Here is a 16563-nt window from a genome sequence, read left to right as displayed (position 1 = left end):
CATGCAGAAAGGGACTAGACCATGCCTGAAAGCAAACATTATGCGTTTTCACTGGCACTTTTTTGCACAGGGTTGTTTTCGCTGAACCTGCAAGCCGATCTTGCAGCTTTGGAAGAGTCTGAACTCAGCGATGTCTCTGGTGCTGGGGCAGGCTTTGGATTTGTATTACGGGATATCAGCCTGGATAGTGGCAATAATAACGACCCTAACGGTGGGCGAGTCACGATAAATCTGGGTAACAATAAAGCCGGAGACCAAAGTAATCTCCTGACACTTTCTGAACTCAAATGGAAAAAAGCCGGTACAAACCAGGGTTTTAACATTGGTACCGTTGATGACCCACTGGTGTTAGGTGACATTGAGGAAGACGCAAGAGGTGATTATCTCGCTTTCAGGATACCCAACAGTGCAGATGCCATAGATGCCAGCTACCGTCTCAGCTACAACGCGTATGATGGTTTCAGCGACACAATCACCACCAGCAACATTAATGATTACAGAATCTCCGTTAATGCCATGAAGCTGATCGACAGTTACGCAGAACTCTGGACTGTTCCAGGCAAAGGTCCCGCTATGGCCAGCACGATCAACCTGGTCGCGGATTCTCTGGTCATTGATGGTGATGCTGACAGTAGCAGCAGTGCAACATCAATCAATGGACTGGAAATCAAGAACATGAAGCTGGGAGAAAAAGACCAGCCTCTTTATGTCTATACCAGTGGTTTCGAAGGTGATTATCAACTGGATGGCAATCGGCCGGGTTTCAGCCAACCCGGTGCCGATTACATGGGCATTACCATAGAGTTGGCCCCATTGACCAAGGAAGCTGCCCAAGCACGCTATGCGGGAGAAACCAGTGTCAGTTACTCGGCCAAAATAGGCAACATCAGCGCAAAATCCATCACATTTGGCGATACCCCCCATCCATCACTGTATACCGGTGATGTGAATGGCGTTGCACAGTATGCCTTCACACCGATTGATCCGACAGAAAATGTCATGGAAATCGAGGGCATGGAAATACAGTACATGAAATTCACACCAAGGGATCTGGCACGATGATGAACAGGCTACTGCGTGTCAAATGTTTCATGCTCATATTTCCTTCCATAGTCAGCCAGGCTGATCTGGTTGCCATCGCTGATGAAGATATGACTGATATCAGTGGGCAAGCAGGCATCACTGTTGACCTCGATATTTCAGCCAGCATTGATGAAATTCGGTACACCAATACTGAAAATCCCGAATCCGCCATTTATCCCCTGGTAATGGACAATGTCACGGCTGATTTCCAAGTAAGCGGATTAACAACCGATCTTGTGACGCAGATTCCCAATCTGGATGGCAGTGGACATACCGCTGCCAATGCCATTCGCTTCGGTATGGATACCACTGTAAACATTAATGATTTGGGGTTTGATAACCTGCTCATTACGCCAGTGGATGCCAGCAGTTTTGAACAGCAGGAACCTCGTATTTATCGCCTATATGCTGCCAACCACAATACATCAGGAGCCGGATATCACTTTATTGGAGGGGATCTATCCTTCCAGATACGCGTCAACGGTGGCGAGCTTCTTGAGGATTCTCGCCACCACCCCAGTGGTAGTGGATATTTTGGTAACGTTGTCACGAATAATGGTTGGCAAGAATGGAACAGTTCATGGCAAAAGAACGTCGGTTCAGGAACATGTTATGCCGATGGCATAGGCGGTGGACGTGCTTGTGACAATGCACCTGGCAACAACTCCCCCTATATCAAATTACAGGTCGACTCACCGGAGCAGGTACGCATAGAAATGAAATCCTGGGACTGGGGTGGAACGGGTACCGACGCATTTCTGTGGATTACTGATGATGACGGAAATATCTTAGCTTGTGCTGGCAACCAGGGGGGATGTTACAAAAACAGCTCTGCCGGTAGTGTTGGTATTTCCGAGAACCTGTCCGACGGAGGACAGGGGTATAACTGGCAGACGGGCTCAGGAAACGGACAAGACGAGTATGTCGTGTTAACACTCGGCCCCCCTGACTTCGAACCCAGCCAGCCTGTTCTAGGCCTTCAGGTTCAAGGCAGTTTCCAAACTACGGGCAGTATCTACATGATTCCCCGATAACCCGGATAGTGCCTACACAACGAAAGAGCTGAAGCAGCAAATACACCGATTGCTGCTTCAGCTTCTTCAAGTATCCATAGAATGAACATATTGCTGTTAAATCACAGCCGCATCTCAATCCCTTGTTCCGCCATATACTGCTTAGCTTCGGGAATTGTGTGCTGCCCGAAGTGGAAGATGCTGGCAGCCAGTACTGCATCGGCACGTCCTTCCTTAATTCCGTCCACCAGATGGTCCAATGTGCCAGCCCCACCTGATGCAATCACAGGAATAGTAAGCGCATCACTGATTGCCCGGGTGACACCAAGGTCATAACCGTTTTTGACGCCATCCTGATCCATGCTGGTCAGCAGGATTTCTCCTGCGCCATAAGTTTCCATCTTTCTGGCCCATTCCACCGCATCCAGACCGGTGGACTTGCGGCCACCATGGGTAAAGATTTCCCAGCGGTCAGGCTCACCAGGCTGACTAACCTTCTTTGCATCAATCGCTACCACTATACATTGGGCGCCAAATTTTTCGGACGCTGCCCGAACAAACTCCGGATTAAACACTGCAGCCGTGTTGATGCTGACTTTATCCGCTCCCGCGTTGAGCATAGTACGAATATCTTCCAATTCACGAATACCCCCGCCAACCGTCAACGGAATAAAGACCTCGCTGGCCATCCGCTCCACCGTATGCACGGTAGTATCCCGGCCTTCATGACTGGCAGTGATATCCAGAAACGTAATCTCATCAGCACCCTGCTCGTTGTAGCGTCTGGCAACTTCTACCGGATCACCAGCATCACGGATATCCACAAACTGGACACCTTTGACGACGCGGCCGTTATCCACATCCAGACAGGGAATGATTCGCTTGGCCAACCCCATGGTTTACTCTCCCGCTGTCTGAACACAGGCCTGATCAGGCTGGTCGCAGAATGCCTGCGCTTCAGCTACATCCAGCGTGCCTTCATAAATCGCGCGACCGGTAATAGCGCCCAGAATGCCCTGATCAGCAACCGCTTTAAGGGCACGGATATCATCCATATTGGTGATGCCTCCGGAGGCCACAATCGGAATATTCACACTTTGCGCCAAACGCAGCGTCGCTTCCACATTGACACCCTGCATCATGCCGTCACGGGCGATATCGGTATAAACAATGCTAGAGACACCGTCGCCTTCAAACTGACGAGCCAGGTCGATGACATTGATATCCGACACTTCCGCCCAACCATCGGTTGCCACCCAGCCATCTTTGGCGTCCAGACCAACAATGATATGACCGGGGAACGCCTTGCAGGCTTCCGCCACGAACGCGGGCTCACGAACGGCTTTCGTACCAACAATCACGTAGCTGACGCCAGCTTTCAGGTAAGCCTCGATGGTATCCAGTGTACGGATGCCGCCGCCAATCTGGATGGGCAGTTCCGGATAACGGGCTGCTATCGCACGCACCACGTCACCATTGACCGGCTCACCGGCAAAGGCGCCATTAAGGTCCACCAGGTGCAGCCTTCGGCAACCCGCCTCAACCCAGCGCTGCGCCATGGCAACGGGATCATCGGAGAATACGGTGGAATCGTCCATCAGTCCCTGACGCAGGCGCACACAGGCGCCGTCCTTGAGGTCTATCGCAGGTATGATAAGCATGGAACGTGATTAACTCCCTGATACTTCTTTTGGTATCTCAACAACGCAGCGTTGCATAACGCATTTGCATTCAGGCTTACGGATTCCAGCGCAGGAAATTACCCAGCAGGGTAAGCCCGTCGTCTGCACTCTTTTCCGGGTGGAACTGGACAGCAAACAGGTTATCCCGTGCCAGCACTGCATCAAAGGTCAGACCGTAATCGCAATGGCCAGCCACATCGCCCGCGTTATCCGCCGTGACATAATAGCTGTGGACAAAGTAGAAGCGACTGTCATCTTCAATGCCGGACCAGAGCGGATGATCCAACGTCTGACGCACCTGACTCCAACCCATGTGAGGTACTTTGAGCTTTTCGCCGTCTTCCTGAAGGTCACGACCGAAGAACTTTACATTGCCCGGCACCAGACCAATGCCCTCTACGCCGCCATTCTCTTCACTGTGCTCGAGTAATACCTGCATGCCGACGCAGATACCCAGCAGTGGCCGGTTCTGCACCACTTGCTGCACAAGTTTGTCGACACCCTGTCTGCGAATTTCCGCCATACAATCGCGAATAGCGCCGACGCCGGGCAGCACCACCCGGTCGGCTTCCAGAATCACATCCGGTGAAGCGGTAACTTCCACTCGCATGCCGTCCGGTGCTACATGCTCCAGTGCCTTGGCCGCCGAGTGCAGGTTACCCATACCATAATCAATGACCGCTACTGTCTTCATGCGTTCTCCATTGATAACCGTTTGCCCTGCAGGGATTACAGACAACCTTTGGTCGACGGCATCTGGTTCGCCATACGAGGGTCTGCTGTCAGTGCCATACGCAGGGCACGACCGAACGCCTTGAAAACCGTTTCTATCTGGTGATGCGTGTTCATGCCGCGCAGGTTGTCCACATGCAACGAGACTTGTGCATGGTTAACAAAGCCCTGGAAGAATTCACGGAACAGGTCCACATCGAAACCGCCCACCATGGCACGGGTATAATCCACGTTAAATTCCAGACCGGGACGACCGGAGAAATCGATTACTACGCGGGACAACGCTTCATCCAACGGCACATAGGCATGGCCATAACGGTTAATGCCTTTTTTGTCACCCACAGCCTTGGCAAAGGCCTGCCCAAGGGTGATGCCGATGTCTTCGACGGAATGGTGGTCATCAATATGCGTATCGCCCTCGCACCGGACATTAAGGTCAATCAGACCATGCCGGGCAATCTGGTCGAGCATATGTTCAAGGAAAGGAATACCGGTATCGAAAGCAGCCTGCCCGTCTCCATCCAGGTTGATTTCTGCCCGGATGCGGGTTTCAAGCGTATTGCGCTCAACGGTGGCCTTGCGGTCAGCCATAATCTGCTCCGTTTGGGATAACTGTCGCCGGCTGTTACGGTAAAACAGCCATCAGCAACAGGCCTCTGGGGCGTTTGAGTTATTCTGGTGGGGGCATTATATAGTCTTGCGCAGGGCGTGACACGAATTCCTTGTCGCCAATGCAGACTTGCGATCAGCCGCGCTGGCCGTATTATCCCTTTCTTATTTCATACACCGTGTTTTCAGGTATTGTCCTCATGCCCATTCTGCTCGAAATCCTCCCGGCACATCCCACCCCCAGCGACCTGAACGACCTGCAGAAGATTTACCAGGATGCACCTGACGGACTGTTACCAGAATCCTGCAATATCAATGACGCTGCAGACTTACTGACAACCCTGCGTCCGGATGCCAGTACACAACTGTATGGAGCCCGCTTTAATGACCGATTGCTGGGTGCCGTCACCGTAAAAGAAGCTACGCATGCCCTGACCGCCAGTTATTTGTGCGTTAGGAAAGTAACCCGTAACCGGGGCGTGGGAAAACGGATCATGGATGTGCTGCACCAGATAGCCGACGAAAAAAGTCGCGCGCTGCACTGTGCAATACCCAAAGATCTGGAACTACCCGCACTGCCTGCCTGGTTAAAGGCACAAGTCTAATAGTCACTTACCAGCAGCCCATGATTTCATCCAGATTCTCGTCATGGGCCTGACGACAGGATCGCCCAGTGACATCACTGAGCGTCAACAACTCCCGCGCCAACCGTTCCAGTTTCAACGTCTGGTAATGGAGCTCCTCAGTAATATGAAATAACTCACGGGAAGCCGGTGCCGCTTCCAGTTCTGATGACAGGGTCGCCATCAGCCTTACCAGTTCGGACGTCAGTGCACGTCCTTCCAACTGCAATTCACCATAAGCCATTTATCCAGCCTTAATTTTTTTACAAACCTGGCAAGCATAGTGTGCGCTGAGAAAAACACTGCATATAAAGTGGTTTTTGTTATTTCCTGTGCATAACACGCCCGAAGTGGCATGACAGCTGGGCTGGCGCAGGCTTGCAATCACCCACCAATCAGATAACTTAAAAGAGTCGACACCGGAATAACACAATGAAAGGACGCACGTTCCCGTTACCAACACTGCTGAGCATCAGTGTGGTGGCTGCCGTAGGCGGCAGTGGATACGTATCGCCTGTTTTAGCCCTGTCATCCCCCGTTGGCTACACCGCCGCCTGGCAGTGTATGTCTACTATCAATGAGGACTGGCGCTGCAGCCCAGGCCCCGGGCAGCCCTATACCCTGACACTGGCGGAATTGAAGGAACTTCGGTCAGAGATTGACAATTCACTCGCCAACCTGACACTGAAAGAAACCAATCCACGGCATCCAGCAGTCGACCCGACGGAAAAAATTCTGGCGCTGAAAAAATACGAAGAACATCCCATGCGCAGCCTGGCTGAGCAGGACTGGGTAGATCGGTTAACGACCGCATCATCCTGGCCGGAAGATCAGAACCTGATCCCGGAGCCCGACCTGCCCGCACCTTCAGCTGGCGAAATCTCAGAAGATGAAGTCCAGAATTCCATCCTGCTATCTCAGTGGCTGAAACGCGCCAAGAAACGTTCATCCTGGAAGGAAGCTGAAGAACCAGAAACCGTCAGTCACCTGGACGATACCCGGTTGCTGCACAACCTTGTCGATAACTCACGGGAAACCTACGAAGAACAGAAGAAGGCCGCTAAATCCGGCGAACAGGATTTATCGGCCGATCAGTGGCTGGACAAGGCAACAGCCCGCTCTTCCCTGACCGAATCGAATGATCATGACCATGAGCTGGCCTTGGCCGCACGGGATGAAGAAGTCAAAACATCAGGCATTCTTTCCGGTCTGCAACCCGGCCCGGTGTTTCCGCAAAAGACAATCACGTCTCCGGATTCCCTGCTGCCACCGGGCATGGTGCAAGCCGCCCCCATTGCCAGGAATCCTTACACGGTAGCGAAGCAACTGACACGACAGCAGGCCCAACCCGCACAACCTGCACCACAACAACCCACGCAAGTTGCACAACCTCAACCGGTGTCGCCTCCCCGGCCCATAGGCGTTGGCGGGCAACTGCTGGTCAGGCAGGCTACCGGACAACCACCGGTTCCCCAAGGCTATGTACCGACACCGGAACCCATGCCTGAGCCAGCATCAGCACCTGCTTATGCGACTGCTCAGACAATATCCCAACCATTACCTCCACTTCCTGACGTTGAAGTAACGCCCGCAGAACGGGAAGCACGTGCTGTGCGGCCCAGCGTGGCGAGCCAACCCCAGCGCCGTATGCCCTATGGCATGGACATGCCGCCTGACCGTTGGCGTTATGCGCCCCATAACACCCTTCCCCCGAAGGCAGAACATCCATTGGCATCTGCGCCACAGCGTCGCAGTGATCCAAGAAACGTCAATGTTCCGGGGATTGCTGAACAGCCGCAACAGCCTCATTACAGTTATAACAGTGGTGAAAACTCAACGCTGGCACCGCCACAATCTGCAGGAAACTACCAGCCATTCATGCAGGCGCAGCCAAACACCAATGGGCAGACCAGCTGGTCTCTGACGGGACAACCGGTAGCCACTTATGCGCCTGCGCCACGCCAAGCATCTGCTCCCCAGCAAACCGTTCAGCAACACGTTGCGCAGCAACCTTATCGTTACCGGGCTGATGAACGATTAGCGCCGTCGCTGCCTAAATACAACACCGAACCCTCATGGCCTCAGGCGGCGGCAGAGGATATTCCCAGGCAAAAGCCGGATAACGCCTATGCAAGAATGCAGCAATTCAACCGGCCACCGCCCATATCGCCCAACGACATTTTCAAGCTGGCCTCCAGTACATCTGAGCCAAAACAATCGGCACCGGAAGCCAAAAGAAAACCGGAACAACCCTCAACGCCTGTTAACTCGATTGAGCGTTTCCGACAGAAAACGGCTGAGCCAGACCCGATACGGTCACCCTATCAGTCCAGCGCACCGCAGCAACCGGCTAATGATGACTACAGGCAACCAACAGATGAAGCCTACAACCGTTTCACGGGTAATAGTCGGGCGACTACACCGGCATCGACGCACAACGCCTATGCTTCCAATCCCTATAGTGGCGGCGCAGTGCAACCGGTCAGTTTCAACCGGCAGCCAGTAGAAACCAGGCCTGCAACGCTGGATCAATTCCTCAAGGCACCCAGAAACCATCTGACCATCCAGTGGCTTGCCACCACGCAACCGGCCAAAATCATGCGTCTGCAGCAACGCTTCCCCGCATTGCAGGATGCGAGTGTTGTCCGTTTCCGCAGGCAGGGCCAGACATGGCACATACTCCTGACAGGCATATACCCGAATAAACACAGCGCCAGCCAGTTACTGAACCAGGAACCCTGGAATCATATCGCCCGTGCGCTGAACCCATGGACACGCTCCCTGGCCGGTATCCACAAGCTGGATCTGGTCATGCCCAATACGACGCATTCTGCACCAGACGTAGGACAGGCTCCGGCCGCCTTACCCCAAGGGGACTACACCATTCAATGGGCAATCGCACAGACAGCGGGTGAAATCCGTGAGATTCAGGCGCGTTATCCACAGCTTTCCGGCGCGGAAGCCATCGAGATTCCCCGTCATGGTGGCAGCAGTTATGCACTGGTGCAGGGCCGTTACCGGGATAACCTGACTGCCATGGATGCCCTGCGCCAACCGCGTATGGCAATGCTGGCCAACGATTTACGTCCGGTCACACGTCCCATGGCCAGCATCCGAAACAGTCGTCCTCTGCCGCAGGCTGTGTTCTCACACATGAGCATTCCCATGGATGACTCAATCCAACGCCTTATGCAGGCACCTGATGGCACGTACACTATTCAATGGCTGGCAGCCAACAAGCCGGATGTCCTGGCAGACCTGCAATACCGCTATCCGGAATTGACTGATGCTGTCACCGTCCGCTTCCGCCGTAATGACCGTGACTGGTATGTGCTGGTGCAAGGACAGTATCCCAATAGCCGGGCCGCTCAACAGGCACTGCAAAAACCCGGTGTGCGGGAACTGGCTAACAAGCTGAATCCCTGGACCCGATCCGTCGCAAGCCTTCGCAACGCTATCGGTTCCTAGAACCGATAGAAAACATTGAAATAGTGCCCCACACCGTTGGAGTCGGTTTTCTTGCCATTGAGCACTTCGCCATTTTTCCACTGGGTCATATGGTGGTAGAGCTTTGCGCCATAACCCGCTCCCCAATGTTTATCGTGATACCAGAGGCCCAGGTAAGCCTGAAAGGAATCATCCGTCCGGTAAGCTTTCTCGAAGGCATTCTCATTCTTCGGAATTTTGCTGTCGAACTCCCAGTCAAAATACCCCTGAAACGCGATCATCCGGTCACCATCCAGCATCTTGAGCGGCTTGAACCAGTTGGCATGCAAAACGTAGCCATCCCATGACCGTTCATTGGAAGCGCCATAGTTGTCGTATACATAGCGTTTGTAGAAATCCACACCGGTCTTACCCAGCCATGGCACCATCACGTCAGCGCCAAAACCTACCCAGAGGTTCTGCCCACCACCGTTCTTGTCGATAACCTTGTCGTTTTCATCCAGCTCATACTTATCCCCATCCATGGCATTGAGCGTGAATGAAAGGTACCACTCAACAATTGGCCCAATGGCCAGGTCTTTGCCGAACAGACCATCCAGCGAGATCCGCGGCGATACCTTGGCAAAGAAGTTGTCCTGTTTATTCTTGTCGCTGTGGGAGCTGCCCAGGATATCGAGGATATCCACATACCCGTAAATCGCGACAATCCCGGAACGGCCGCCAAACTCAATCTCAAAGTAAGTATCATCAAACTTGTAGGGACCACCACGCTGATCAATGCCCCGGTACAGGTGCCAGTTCATCCACAGGTGATCATATTTCCGGGTATCTTCTGAATAATCTTCTGCCTGAACCGAACAGGCCATTCCAATTAACAAACAGAATCCAGCCAGTCGGCGGAAAGCTCGCAAACCATCAACTTTACACACGGGACTTCTCCGGCAAGAAACAGGGCGAGAGGATGTAGAGATAAAGACAGCAGTAATAAACACTTCAGGAGCGTCCCTGAGTGTAGACAGGAACCGTCAAAACAGCCGGTAAATACCCTGCAACAAAGGGAATCAGGTGTTAGGATCACAACCGGAAAAACAGGAATAACCAGCTAAAACAACATCATGGAGAAAGTTGACACCGTCATTATCGGCGCGGGCGTAATCGGTCTTGCCATTGCCAGGCAATTGGCTCGCCCGGGCAAGTCCGTGTTTGTGCTGGAACAGCATGACCGGTTCGGTGAGGAAACCAGCAGCCGTAACAGTGAGGTGATCCACGCCGGTATCTACTATCCTTCAGGATCGCTCAAGGCTTTCCTCTGTGTCCGTGGCAAAGCATTGCTCTACAACTATTGTGAACAACACCGCATTCCCTGTCGCCGTACCGGTAAACTGATTGTCGCCACCACTGCAGCAGAGACCGGCCAGCTGAAACACATTTATTCTCATGCAGCAGCCAATGGTGTCAGGGATCTCCAGTGGTTATCTCAGGAAAAACTGAAAGAAAAGGAACCGGCAGTCACTGGTATAGCCGCGCTGTTCTCCCCCTCAACAGGAATCATCGACAGCCATACCTATATGCAAACCCTGCTAATGGAAGCCACACAGAATGATGCCGAGCTGGTTACGGGCACTCGCGTTCTTTCAATGTCATGCAACAATGTGCAGGATGGGTTTCTTGTGACCGCCGTTACTAATGGTGAAACTTACCAGTTCCACAGTCGCACTCTGATCAATGCTGCCGGGCTCGGCGCCCAACAAATTGCAACCGATTTGCCCGGCAAAACTCCAATTCCTCCGCTCTATTACTGCAAGGGACACTACTATTCCCTGCAAGGCAGCTGCCAGCCCTTTCGCCACCTCGTTTACCCGGTGCCAGAACAGAACACCACGGGGCTTGGCATTCATGCCACGCTGGATCTGGCCGGCAATACCCGTTTCGGACCCGACACAGCGTATATCGATACGGTCGATTACCGTATGTCTGCCGAGGCCCCTGAAAGCTGGTATGCTGCCATACGCCGCTACTGGCCTGCGCTGCCGGACGGCGCACTGCAACCGGACTACAGCGGCATACGCCCCAAACTGCAACAGGCAGGCGAAGCGTCCCAGGATTTTGTGATCCAGGGCCATGAAACTCACGGGCTGCCGGGGCTGATCCATCTTTTCGGCATTGAGTCTCCAGGACTCACCGCCTCCCTGGCACTGGCCGGGTATGTTGAATCACTGTTAGAGGGACAGGATCCCAGGGAACACTTGCAATGAAGACTCTCTTCAAGTGGCTGGCCGGCATTGTTGTCAGCCTGATCGTACTGGTCATTCTGGCGGCGGTACTACTGCCTGTCGTCATTAACCCGAATGATTACCGGGAGCAGATTCGATCTATCGTCTCTGAAAACACCGGTTACGATTTACATCTCAACGGCCCGATCAGCTGGTCTATTTTCCCACGACTGGGGTTGAGTGTGGCGGATATCCAGGTTGATGATATCCATAAACAGCCTCTGGCCACCCTGAAACAGGCGGATATTCATGTCGCGGTATTGCCGCTCATCCTTGACCAGCGTGTTGATATGCAGGCGCTGGTTCTTGACGGGCTGACCCTGAACCTTTCGCGCGACGCCCAGGGAAGACCTAACTGGACTGAACCCAAAGAAAGTCCCAACGCAGAAACTGCCAGCGAACCGGCTCAGACTCAATCCTCAACATCAAAAGAGACGCTGACCCTGAACATAGCCAGCGTCAATATCAGCCAGATCAACCTGAATTACCAGGATCAACAGACCGGTCAATCACTGGCGATCCACAACGCCCACCTGCAGACGGATGCCATTCAGGCAGGCCAGCCGTTTAACCTGAAGGCAGGATTTTCACTGAAAAGCAGTGAACCACCACTGAATGCTACGTTTTCCCTGGAAACAGCATTAATGCTGAACCTGAAAAGCAACACATTCAAAGCCGATCAACTGAGTCTGACCGTCACCCCAGAACAACAAAAGAACCCGGTAGCACTGACCATTACTGCCACACTGGCAGGGGCTGAGGGTCAACTGGATGGCAACGTCGCTCTGGAACCGGTCAATATCCAACAATTTCTGAAACAACTTGGCATGCCTCTGCCCGAAATGGGCAACCCGAAGGCACTGACCAGGGTCAGCCTGACAACCACCGTAAACGCCACCAATAACCACGCCAGCCTGCAAGACCTTAGGCTTGTACTGGACGGTTTCGATCTGGGTGGAAAGCTGGCAGTAACAGATATCAGCAGCAACGCCCTGCGCTTCACCCTGAAGGGGTCAGACCTTCTGCTGGATGATTATCTCCCCGTAGCGTCTACTGCACCGGCAACTGATGTCTCCGAAACGGCACCCAGTCAGCAACCGGCGAATAACTCCGTAGTTCATCCCACCATTATTCCGGTTGATCTGATAAAACCACTCAACCTTGAGGGCAAGCTGTCACTATCAGCCCTGACCGCGAAAGGCTTCCTTTTTGACCACCCCACGCTGACGATAAAAGCCAGCAATGGTGTACTGTCGATCAGTAAACTGAATGCCGGTTTTTATGATGGTGTCATTGATAGCAAGGCCAGCATTGATGCCAATGGAACACCACAACTATCCACAAGAAGCACGGTTCAGGGCATCAACCTTCACGCCCTTTCCAAGGCCATTCCAGACCTGCAGGCAGTCACAGGCAAGGCCAATGCCAGTATTCGACTGCTGACCAGCGGTCTCACCAAACCGGAACTGATCGAACACCTCAATGGCGTGATTGAGTTCCATGTGGATGACGGCGCCCTACACGGCATGAACCTCAACAAAACAGTCTGCAGCGGTATCGCCAAAATACGGAAAAAAACCATCAGCAAGGATGACTGGCCCGACGAAACCGAGTTCACGTCCCTAAAAGGCACCTTCAATATCAGCGATGGGGTAGCGACCAACAACAATCTCTGCGCAGCAATGGACCAACTCAACCTCTGTGGTGGTGGCAAAATCAACCTGGTGAATCAAAGTCTGGATTACTCCATGGGCGTCACAGTAACCGGCAGCACTGCAGAAGAAGATGAACCCGCCTGCCGCATCAATGAAAAGTATGCCGACCTCTCCTGGCCGATTCGCTGCAGCGGCAAAATCGGCGACAGCGACCTGTGTGGCATTGATGAACAACGTCTTGGAGAGCTGGCTGCCACGGTGGCCGAGCGGGAGTTGAAAGGGAAATTACAGCAGAAACTGGATGACAAGCTCCGCAAGAAATTCGGTGACCAACTGGGTGAAGAACTTGGGGATAAATTAAAAAATTTCTTTCAATAGAAAGAGTTAACCACAAAAAAAGTTATCCACACCCATCCACAGATTTTGCCGTGGATGGATACTGTCAGCACAGGTAATACCCCGACTGTTCACATGACAGCCATAAGCGCATAGTGCCCACTGATAACAAAAACGAGATAATCAACCTTTACTTGAATGCCAATTGAATGAGCCAAACCGCCGGAAACTTCAGCCAACGCGTCCTTGACTGGTACGACCAGCACGGCCGCAAACACCTGCCCTGGCAGCAGAACATCACCCCGTACCGGGTCTGGATCAGCGAAATCATGCTGCAACAGACCCAGGTTAAAACGGTCATTCCCTATTTTGAAACCTTTATGGAACGGTTTCCGGATGTCCACGCTCTCGCTTCGGCACCTGTGGATGATGTCCTGCACCTCTGGAGTGGACTGGGTTACTACAGCCGCGCCAGGAACCTGCACAAAGCGGCCTGCCAGGTGGTAGAGCGATTTCACGGTGAATTTCCCCAGTCTGTCGACCAACTGACAGAATTGCCGGGGATTGGCCGCTCTACGGCTGGTGCTATCGCCAGTATCAGCATGGGTATTCGCGCCCCGATTCTGGACGGCAATGTCAAACGGGTGCTGGCCCGGCACCACGCGATAGACGGTTGGCCGGGGCAAAGCACTGTTGCCAATAAACTCTGGGATATCGCCGAAAACCATACCCCCAGTGAACGGCTTCCCCAGTACACCCAGGCCATGATGGATCTGGGTGCGATGATCTGTACCCGCACGCGCCCCACCTGCCACCTCTGCCCCCTGCAGGAAAGCTGTATGGCCCATGCCATGGGCGACACCGCCGCCTATCCGGGCAAAAAAACCAAGAAAACCCTGCCTGAACGCCAGGTTCGCATGCTCATGGTGGTGAATCATGTAGGTGAAGTCCTGATGCAGAAAAGGCCATCACAAGGCATCTGGGGTGGACTCTGGAACTTCCCGGAGGTGAGCATCGATGAATCATTGGATGAAAAAGCGGAAGCAATGGTTGGTACCGGATTATATGGCATGGAAACCTGGACACCGTTCAGACATACATTCAGCCATTACCATCTGGACATTACACCGATCAAAGCATTCACCGCCGATGAAAGCTATGCCTTCCACGGCAATACCCAATGGTGCTGGATATCTGTCACCTCCACTGCCCACTTAGGTATGCCTGCCCCCGTCATGAAATTGTTAGGGCTACTTGCAAAAAGTCTTTAGGTGACAAACAAAAAAGGAAATAATTTCTCGCTTTACAACAGCCTCAATCTTCTTTTAAGCAATAAAATCAATACGCTGCAGGGTAACCTGGCAGCGTATTCAATGGATAAAAATCCATTTCCTCACCAGCCCATCTTGTTAATTGATTCTTAGCCATCACTAAAAACACAACGAATAGATTAAAAAGAAACAGTAAATCAAACATCTAGATAAACAATTCTAATTAAAATCGAAAAAAACTAAATTATTCATGAAAAAAATTGTCTTAACGTATGCACGAGGCAGGTTGACACCTCGCAAATGTTATCTTGTCGCTATTCCCTTGCTTATTTCCAGATCGGAGGTCTATTTATGGAAAGGTATCGAGCACTTTCTGCTTCAGACACAGGACTTAACCAATATCATTTAATGGAAGGTGAAATGGAGGATGCTAAAAGAACTTCCAGAGTACCAGAGTGGAAAAAATCCCCCGCTGAGCGTCAATTCTATCTAAGCAATCCCAATTACGGGAGAGAACCGATACCTGAACACATACCTGAACACCACGAGGGGAGATCCCTCACTTGCCGCAGAATATGTTGCTGTCCATTAGTGATACCGTTCTTTATTATTGGTACAGCTGGCGGCGCGGTTCTGGGTATTCTTACTGCATTTAAAAACCTGGCGGGGGTTATCGCAACCTCTTTCAAATGTCCCCTCTGTATTCTTTGTACATTGATCATAGCGGTACCCGCACTATTGATACTTCCAATTGAAATAGTCTGTTGTCTGGCTTATGGCATTAGTACTGGTGGTTGCAAACTCGTAGCAAAAGCTATGGGAACATCAATCAATTTTAAGGAATGCCCTTCACTCATGAAAATGTTTGATCAGTGGTTAGAAAGAACGAATGAAAACTTTGAAAATCGTAGAGCTCAACGTGAGCTTATAGTGTAATAAAAAATTTAAAAAAAGTGGCTGATCGTAATGTATCAGCCACTCTATTTTAAATTTCTATCAAGTCTTAAGAGTCCCCAAGCAGCATTGAATTCCAACTAATGAAAGCAGTTAATATTGATAGTTACTGATAAGAGCTAAAAACTTCTTCGTTTCAATAAAAAACAACATACATATTGGCTCAATTAAGTCATTCCTATCCCTTTAAAACTCCTACTCCGTACAAAATACCGTTATGATTGCGCTCAGCGTTAACTCAGGAGCCCAACCATGAGCCGTACCGTACACTGCGTGAAACTCAAGAAAGACGCCCCCGGACTGGATATCCCCCCTTACCCCGGTGAAAAAGGTAAATGGATCTATGAGAATGTCTCCCGTGAAGCCTGGACGCAGTGGACCCAGCATCAGACCCGCCTGATCAACGAGAAGCACCTGAATCTGCTCGACCCACAGACCCGTAAGTATCTGGGCGAACAGATGGACAAGTTCTTCGCCGGCAGCGACTACGACATGGCCGAAGGCTACGTGCCGGAAAAGAACGACTGAACGCTTCGGACGGATAAAGTGCACAGCAGTGCATTTTATCCCTACTAAAAAATCCCGCCGGGGGTGTTGACTCCCAGAACGTAAAACAGTTTAATACCGCCGCATTCACGCCAATGCCTGGGTAGCTCAGTTGGTAGAGCAGCGGATTGAAAATCCGCGTGTCGGTGGTTCGATTCCGCCCCTAGGCACCATGTTTCACTTCTCATGAAATACGCTGGCGGTAAGCACACCATCACGTGCACGAATGTCGTGCCTGGGTAGCTCAGTTGGTAGAGCAGCGGATTGAAAATCCGCGTGTCGGTGGTTCGATTCCGCCCCTAGGCACCATATCAGGAAAGCCCCGTTGCTAATCAGCAT

15 protein-coding genes and 2 tRNA genes are annotated in these 16563 nt (G+C 52.0%); 11 read left to right on the top strand and 6 right to left on the bottom strand.

Features of this window, described 5'->3' with window-relative positions:
• The first annotated feature begins 21 nt into the window (after positions 1–21).
• Together ABD892_RS23470 and ABD892_RS23465 are read left to right on the top strand one after the other, a co-directional pair.
• Positions 22–1062 (top strand): hypothetical protein, encoded by a 1041-nt coding sequence (locus tag ABD892_RS23470; protein WP_345198677.1) that lies wholly within the window; start codon positions 22–24, stop codon positions 1060–1062.
• Positions 1059–2117: a DUF6160 family protein gene (locus ABD892_RS23465; protein WP_345198676.1), complete on the top strand. Its 1059-nt coding sequence runs from the start codon at positions 1059–1061 to the stop codon at positions 2115–2117. The genes ABD892_RS23470 and ABD892_RS23465 overlap by 4 nt, the downstream gene beginning before the upstream one ends.
• A gap of 101 nt (positions 2118–2218) precedes the next feature.
• On the opposite strand, the gene hisF is transcribed toward ABD892_RS23465, so the two are convergent.
• The 4 genes from hisF to hisB form a co-directional block, all read right to left on the bottom strand.
• The gene (gene hisF / locus ABD892_RS23460; RefSeq protein WP_345198675.1) at positions 2219–2992 is read right to left on the bottom strand and encodes an imidazole glycerol phosphate synthase subunit HisF; all 774 of its coding nucleotides are present in this window, start codon (positions 2990–2992) and stop codon (positions 2219–2221) included.
• A gap of 3 nt (positions 2993–2995) precedes the next feature.
• The gene (gene hisA / locus ABD892_RS23455; protein ID WP_345198674.1) at positions 2996–3757 is read right to left on the bottom strand and encodes a 1-(5-phosphoribosyl)-5-[(5-phosphoribosylamino)methylideneamino]imidazole-4-carboxamide isomerase; all 762 of its coding nucleotides are present in this window, start codon (positions 3755–3757) and stop codon (positions 2996–2998) included.
• 76 nt (positions 3758–3833) lie between these two features.
• Entirely contained in the window at positions 3834–4472 is a 639-nt protein-coding gene (gene hisH / locus ABD892_RS23450; protein WP_345198673.1) for an imidazole glycerol phosphate synthase subunit HisH, read from the bottom strand.
• A 35-nt stretch (positions 4473–4507) separates the two neighbouring features.
• Positions 4508–5101, bottom strand: a complete 594-nt coding sequence (hisB, locus tag ABD892_RS23445) for an imidazoleglycerol-phosphate dehydratase HisB (RefSeq protein ID WP_345198671.1) — start codon at positions 5099–5101, stop codon at positions 4508–4510.
• Between the two features lie 218 nt (positions 5102–5319).
• On the opposite strand from hisB, the gene ABD892_RS23440 reads away from it, so the two are divergent.
• Complete coding sequence (locus ABD892_RS23440; protein ID WP_345198670.1) at positions 5320–5724, top strand: acetyl-CoA sensor PanZ family protein; 405 nt, start codon at positions 5320–5322, stop codon at positions 5722–5724.
• A 7-nt stretch (positions 5725–5731) separates the two neighbouring features.
• Here the strand turns inward: ABD892_RS23440 and ABD892_RS23435 are convergent, their stop codons facing one another.
• Positions 5732–5986 (bottom strand): hypothetical protein, encoded by a 255-nt coding sequence (locus ABD892_RS23435; RefSeq protein WP_345198669.1) that lies wholly within the window; start codon positions 5984–5986, stop codon positions 5732–5734.
• A gap of 188 nt (positions 5987–6174) precedes the next feature.
• On the opposite strand from ABD892_RS23435, the gene ABD892_RS23430 reads away from it, so the two are divergent.
• Positions 6175–9210, top strand: a complete 3036-nt coding sequence (locus ABD892_RS23430) for a hypothetical protein (RefSeq protein ID WP_345198668.1) — start codon at positions 6175–6177, stop codon at positions 9208–9210.
• Here ABD892_RS23430 and ABD892_RS23425 read toward each other — a convergent pair.
• Positions 9207–10118 carry a nucleoside-specific channel-forming Tsx family protein gene (locus ABD892_RS23425; RefSeq protein ID WP_345198667.1) on the bottom strand — a complete coding sequence of 304 codons (912 nt, stop codon included), beginning with the start codon at positions 10116–10118 and terminating at the stop codon, positions 9207–9209. The two genes, ABD892_RS23430 and ABD892_RS23425, sit on opposite strands and share 4 nt — an antisense overlap.
• Positions 10119–10304: 186 nt before the next feature.
• Here ABD892_RS23425 and ABD892_RS23420 point away from each other — a divergent pair, with 186 nt between their 5' ends.
• The 7 genes from ABD892_RS23420 to ABD892_RS23390 all read left to right on the top strand — a co-directional run bounded on the left by ABD892_RS23420 (position 10305) and on the right by ABD892_RS23390 (position 16533).
• The gene (locus tag ABD892_RS23420) at positions 10305–11444 is read left to right on the top strand and encodes an NAD(P)/FAD-dependent oxidoreductase (protein WP_345198666.1); all 1140 of its coding nucleotides are present in this window, start codon (positions 10305–10307) and stop codon (positions 11442–11444) included.
• Positions 11441–13495 (top strand): AsmA family protein, encoded by a 2055-nt coding sequence (locus ABD892_RS23415; RefSeq protein ID WP_345198665.1) that lies wholly within the window; start codon positions 11441–11443, stop codon positions 13493–13495. The genes ABD892_RS23420 and ABD892_RS23415 overlap by 4 nt, the downstream gene beginning before the upstream one ends.
• A gap of 167 nt (positions 13496–13662) precedes the next feature.
• Complete coding sequence (gene mutY / locus ABD892_RS23410) at positions 13663–14724, top strand: A/G-specific adenine glycosylase (RefSeq protein WP_345198664.1); 1062 nt, start codon at positions 13663–13665, stop codon at positions 14722–14724.
• 351 nt (positions 14725–15075) lie between these two features.
• Positions 15076–15660 (top strand): hypothetical protein, encoded by a 585-nt coding sequence (locus tag ABD892_RS23405; RefSeq protein ID WP_345198662.1) that lies wholly within the window; start codon positions 15076–15078, stop codon positions 15658–15660.
• 270 nt (positions 15661–15930) lie between these two features.
• Complete coding sequence (locus tag ABD892_RS23400; RefSeq protein ID WP_345198661.1) at positions 15931–16206, top strand: oxidative damage protection protein; 276 nt, start codon at positions 15931–15933, stop codon at positions 16204–16206.
• Between the two features lie 115 nt (positions 16207–16321).
• Positions 16322–16397: transfer RNA gene (locus ABD892_RS23395), tRNA-Phe, on the top strand.
• A 60-nt stretch (positions 16398–16457) separates the two neighbouring features.
• Positions 16458–16533 (top strand) — tRNA-Phe (locus ABD892_RS23390).
• The last annotated feature ends 30 nt before the right edge of the window (positions 16534–16563 follow it).

The organism is Kistimonas scapharcae, assembly GCF_039540975.1.
Taxonomy (GTDB): Bacteria; Pseudomonadota; Gammaproteobacteria; order Pseudomonadales; family Endozoicomonadaceae; genus Kistimonas; species Kistimonas scapharcae.
Note: the sequence above shows the minus strand (reverse complement) of the source record. Positions and strands in the feature narration are given on the sequence as shown.

What these genes read in the sequence shown, in the direction of transcription:
- ABD892_RS23470 (WP_345198677.1), top strand. Translation starts at nt 22, where the DNA reads ATGCCTGAAAGCAAACATTATGCGTTTTCACTGGCACTTTTTTGCACA.
- ABD892_RS23465 (WP_345198676.1), top strand. Translation starts at nt 1,059, where the DNA reads ATGATGAACAGGCTACTGCGTGTCAAATGTTTCATGCTCATATTTCCT.
- hisF (WP_345198675.1), bottom strand. Translation starts at nt 2,992, where the DNA reads ATGGGGTTGGCCAAGCGAATCATTCCCTGTCTGGATGTGGATAACGGC.
- hisA (WP_345198674.1), bottom strand. Translation starts at nt 3,757, where the DNA reads ATGCTTATCATACCTGCGATAGACCTCAAGGACGGCGCCTGTGTGCGC.
- hisH (WP_345198673.1), bottom strand. Translation starts at nt 4,472, where the DNA reads ATGAAGACAGTAGCGGTCATTGATTATGGTATGGGTAACCTGCACTCG.
- hisB (WP_345198671.1), bottom strand. Translation starts at nt 5,101, where the DNA reads ATGGCTGACCGCAAGGCCACCGTTGAGCGCAATACGCTTGAAACCCGC.
- ABD892_RS23440 (WP_345198670.1), top strand. Translation starts at nt 5,320, where the DNA reads ATGCCCATTCTGCTCGAAATCCTCCCGGCACATCCCACCCCCAGCGAC.
- ABD892_RS23435 (WP_345198669.1), bottom strand. Translation starts at nt 5,986, where the DNA reads ATGGCTTATGGTGAATTGCAGTTGGAAGGACGTGCACTGACGTCCGAA.
- ABD892_RS23430 (WP_345198668.1), top strand. Translation starts at nt 6,175, where the DNA reads ATGAAAGGACGCACGTTCCCGTTACCAACACTGCTGAGCATCAGTGTG.
- ABD892_RS23420 (WP_345198666.1), top strand. Translation starts at nt 10,305, where the DNA reads ATGGAGAAAGTTGACACCGTCATTATCGGCGCGGGCGTAATCGGTCTT.
- ABD892_RS23415 (WP_345198665.1), top strand. Translation starts at nt 11,441, where the DNA reads ATGAAGACTCTCTTCAAGTGGCTGGCCGGCATTGTTGTCAGCCTGATC.
- mutY (WP_345198664.1), top strand. Translation starts at nt 13,663, where the DNA reads ATGAGCCAAACCGCCGGAAACTTCAGCCAACGCGTCCTTGACTGGTAC.
- ABD892_RS23405 (WP_345198662.1), top strand. Translation starts at nt 15,076, where the DNA reads ATGGAAAGGTATCGAGCACTTTCTGCTTCAGACACAGGACTTAACCAA.
- ABD892_RS23400 (WP_345198661.1), top strand. Translation starts at nt 15,931, where the DNA reads ATGAGCCGTACCGTACACTGCGTGAAACTCAAGAAAGACGCCCCCGGA.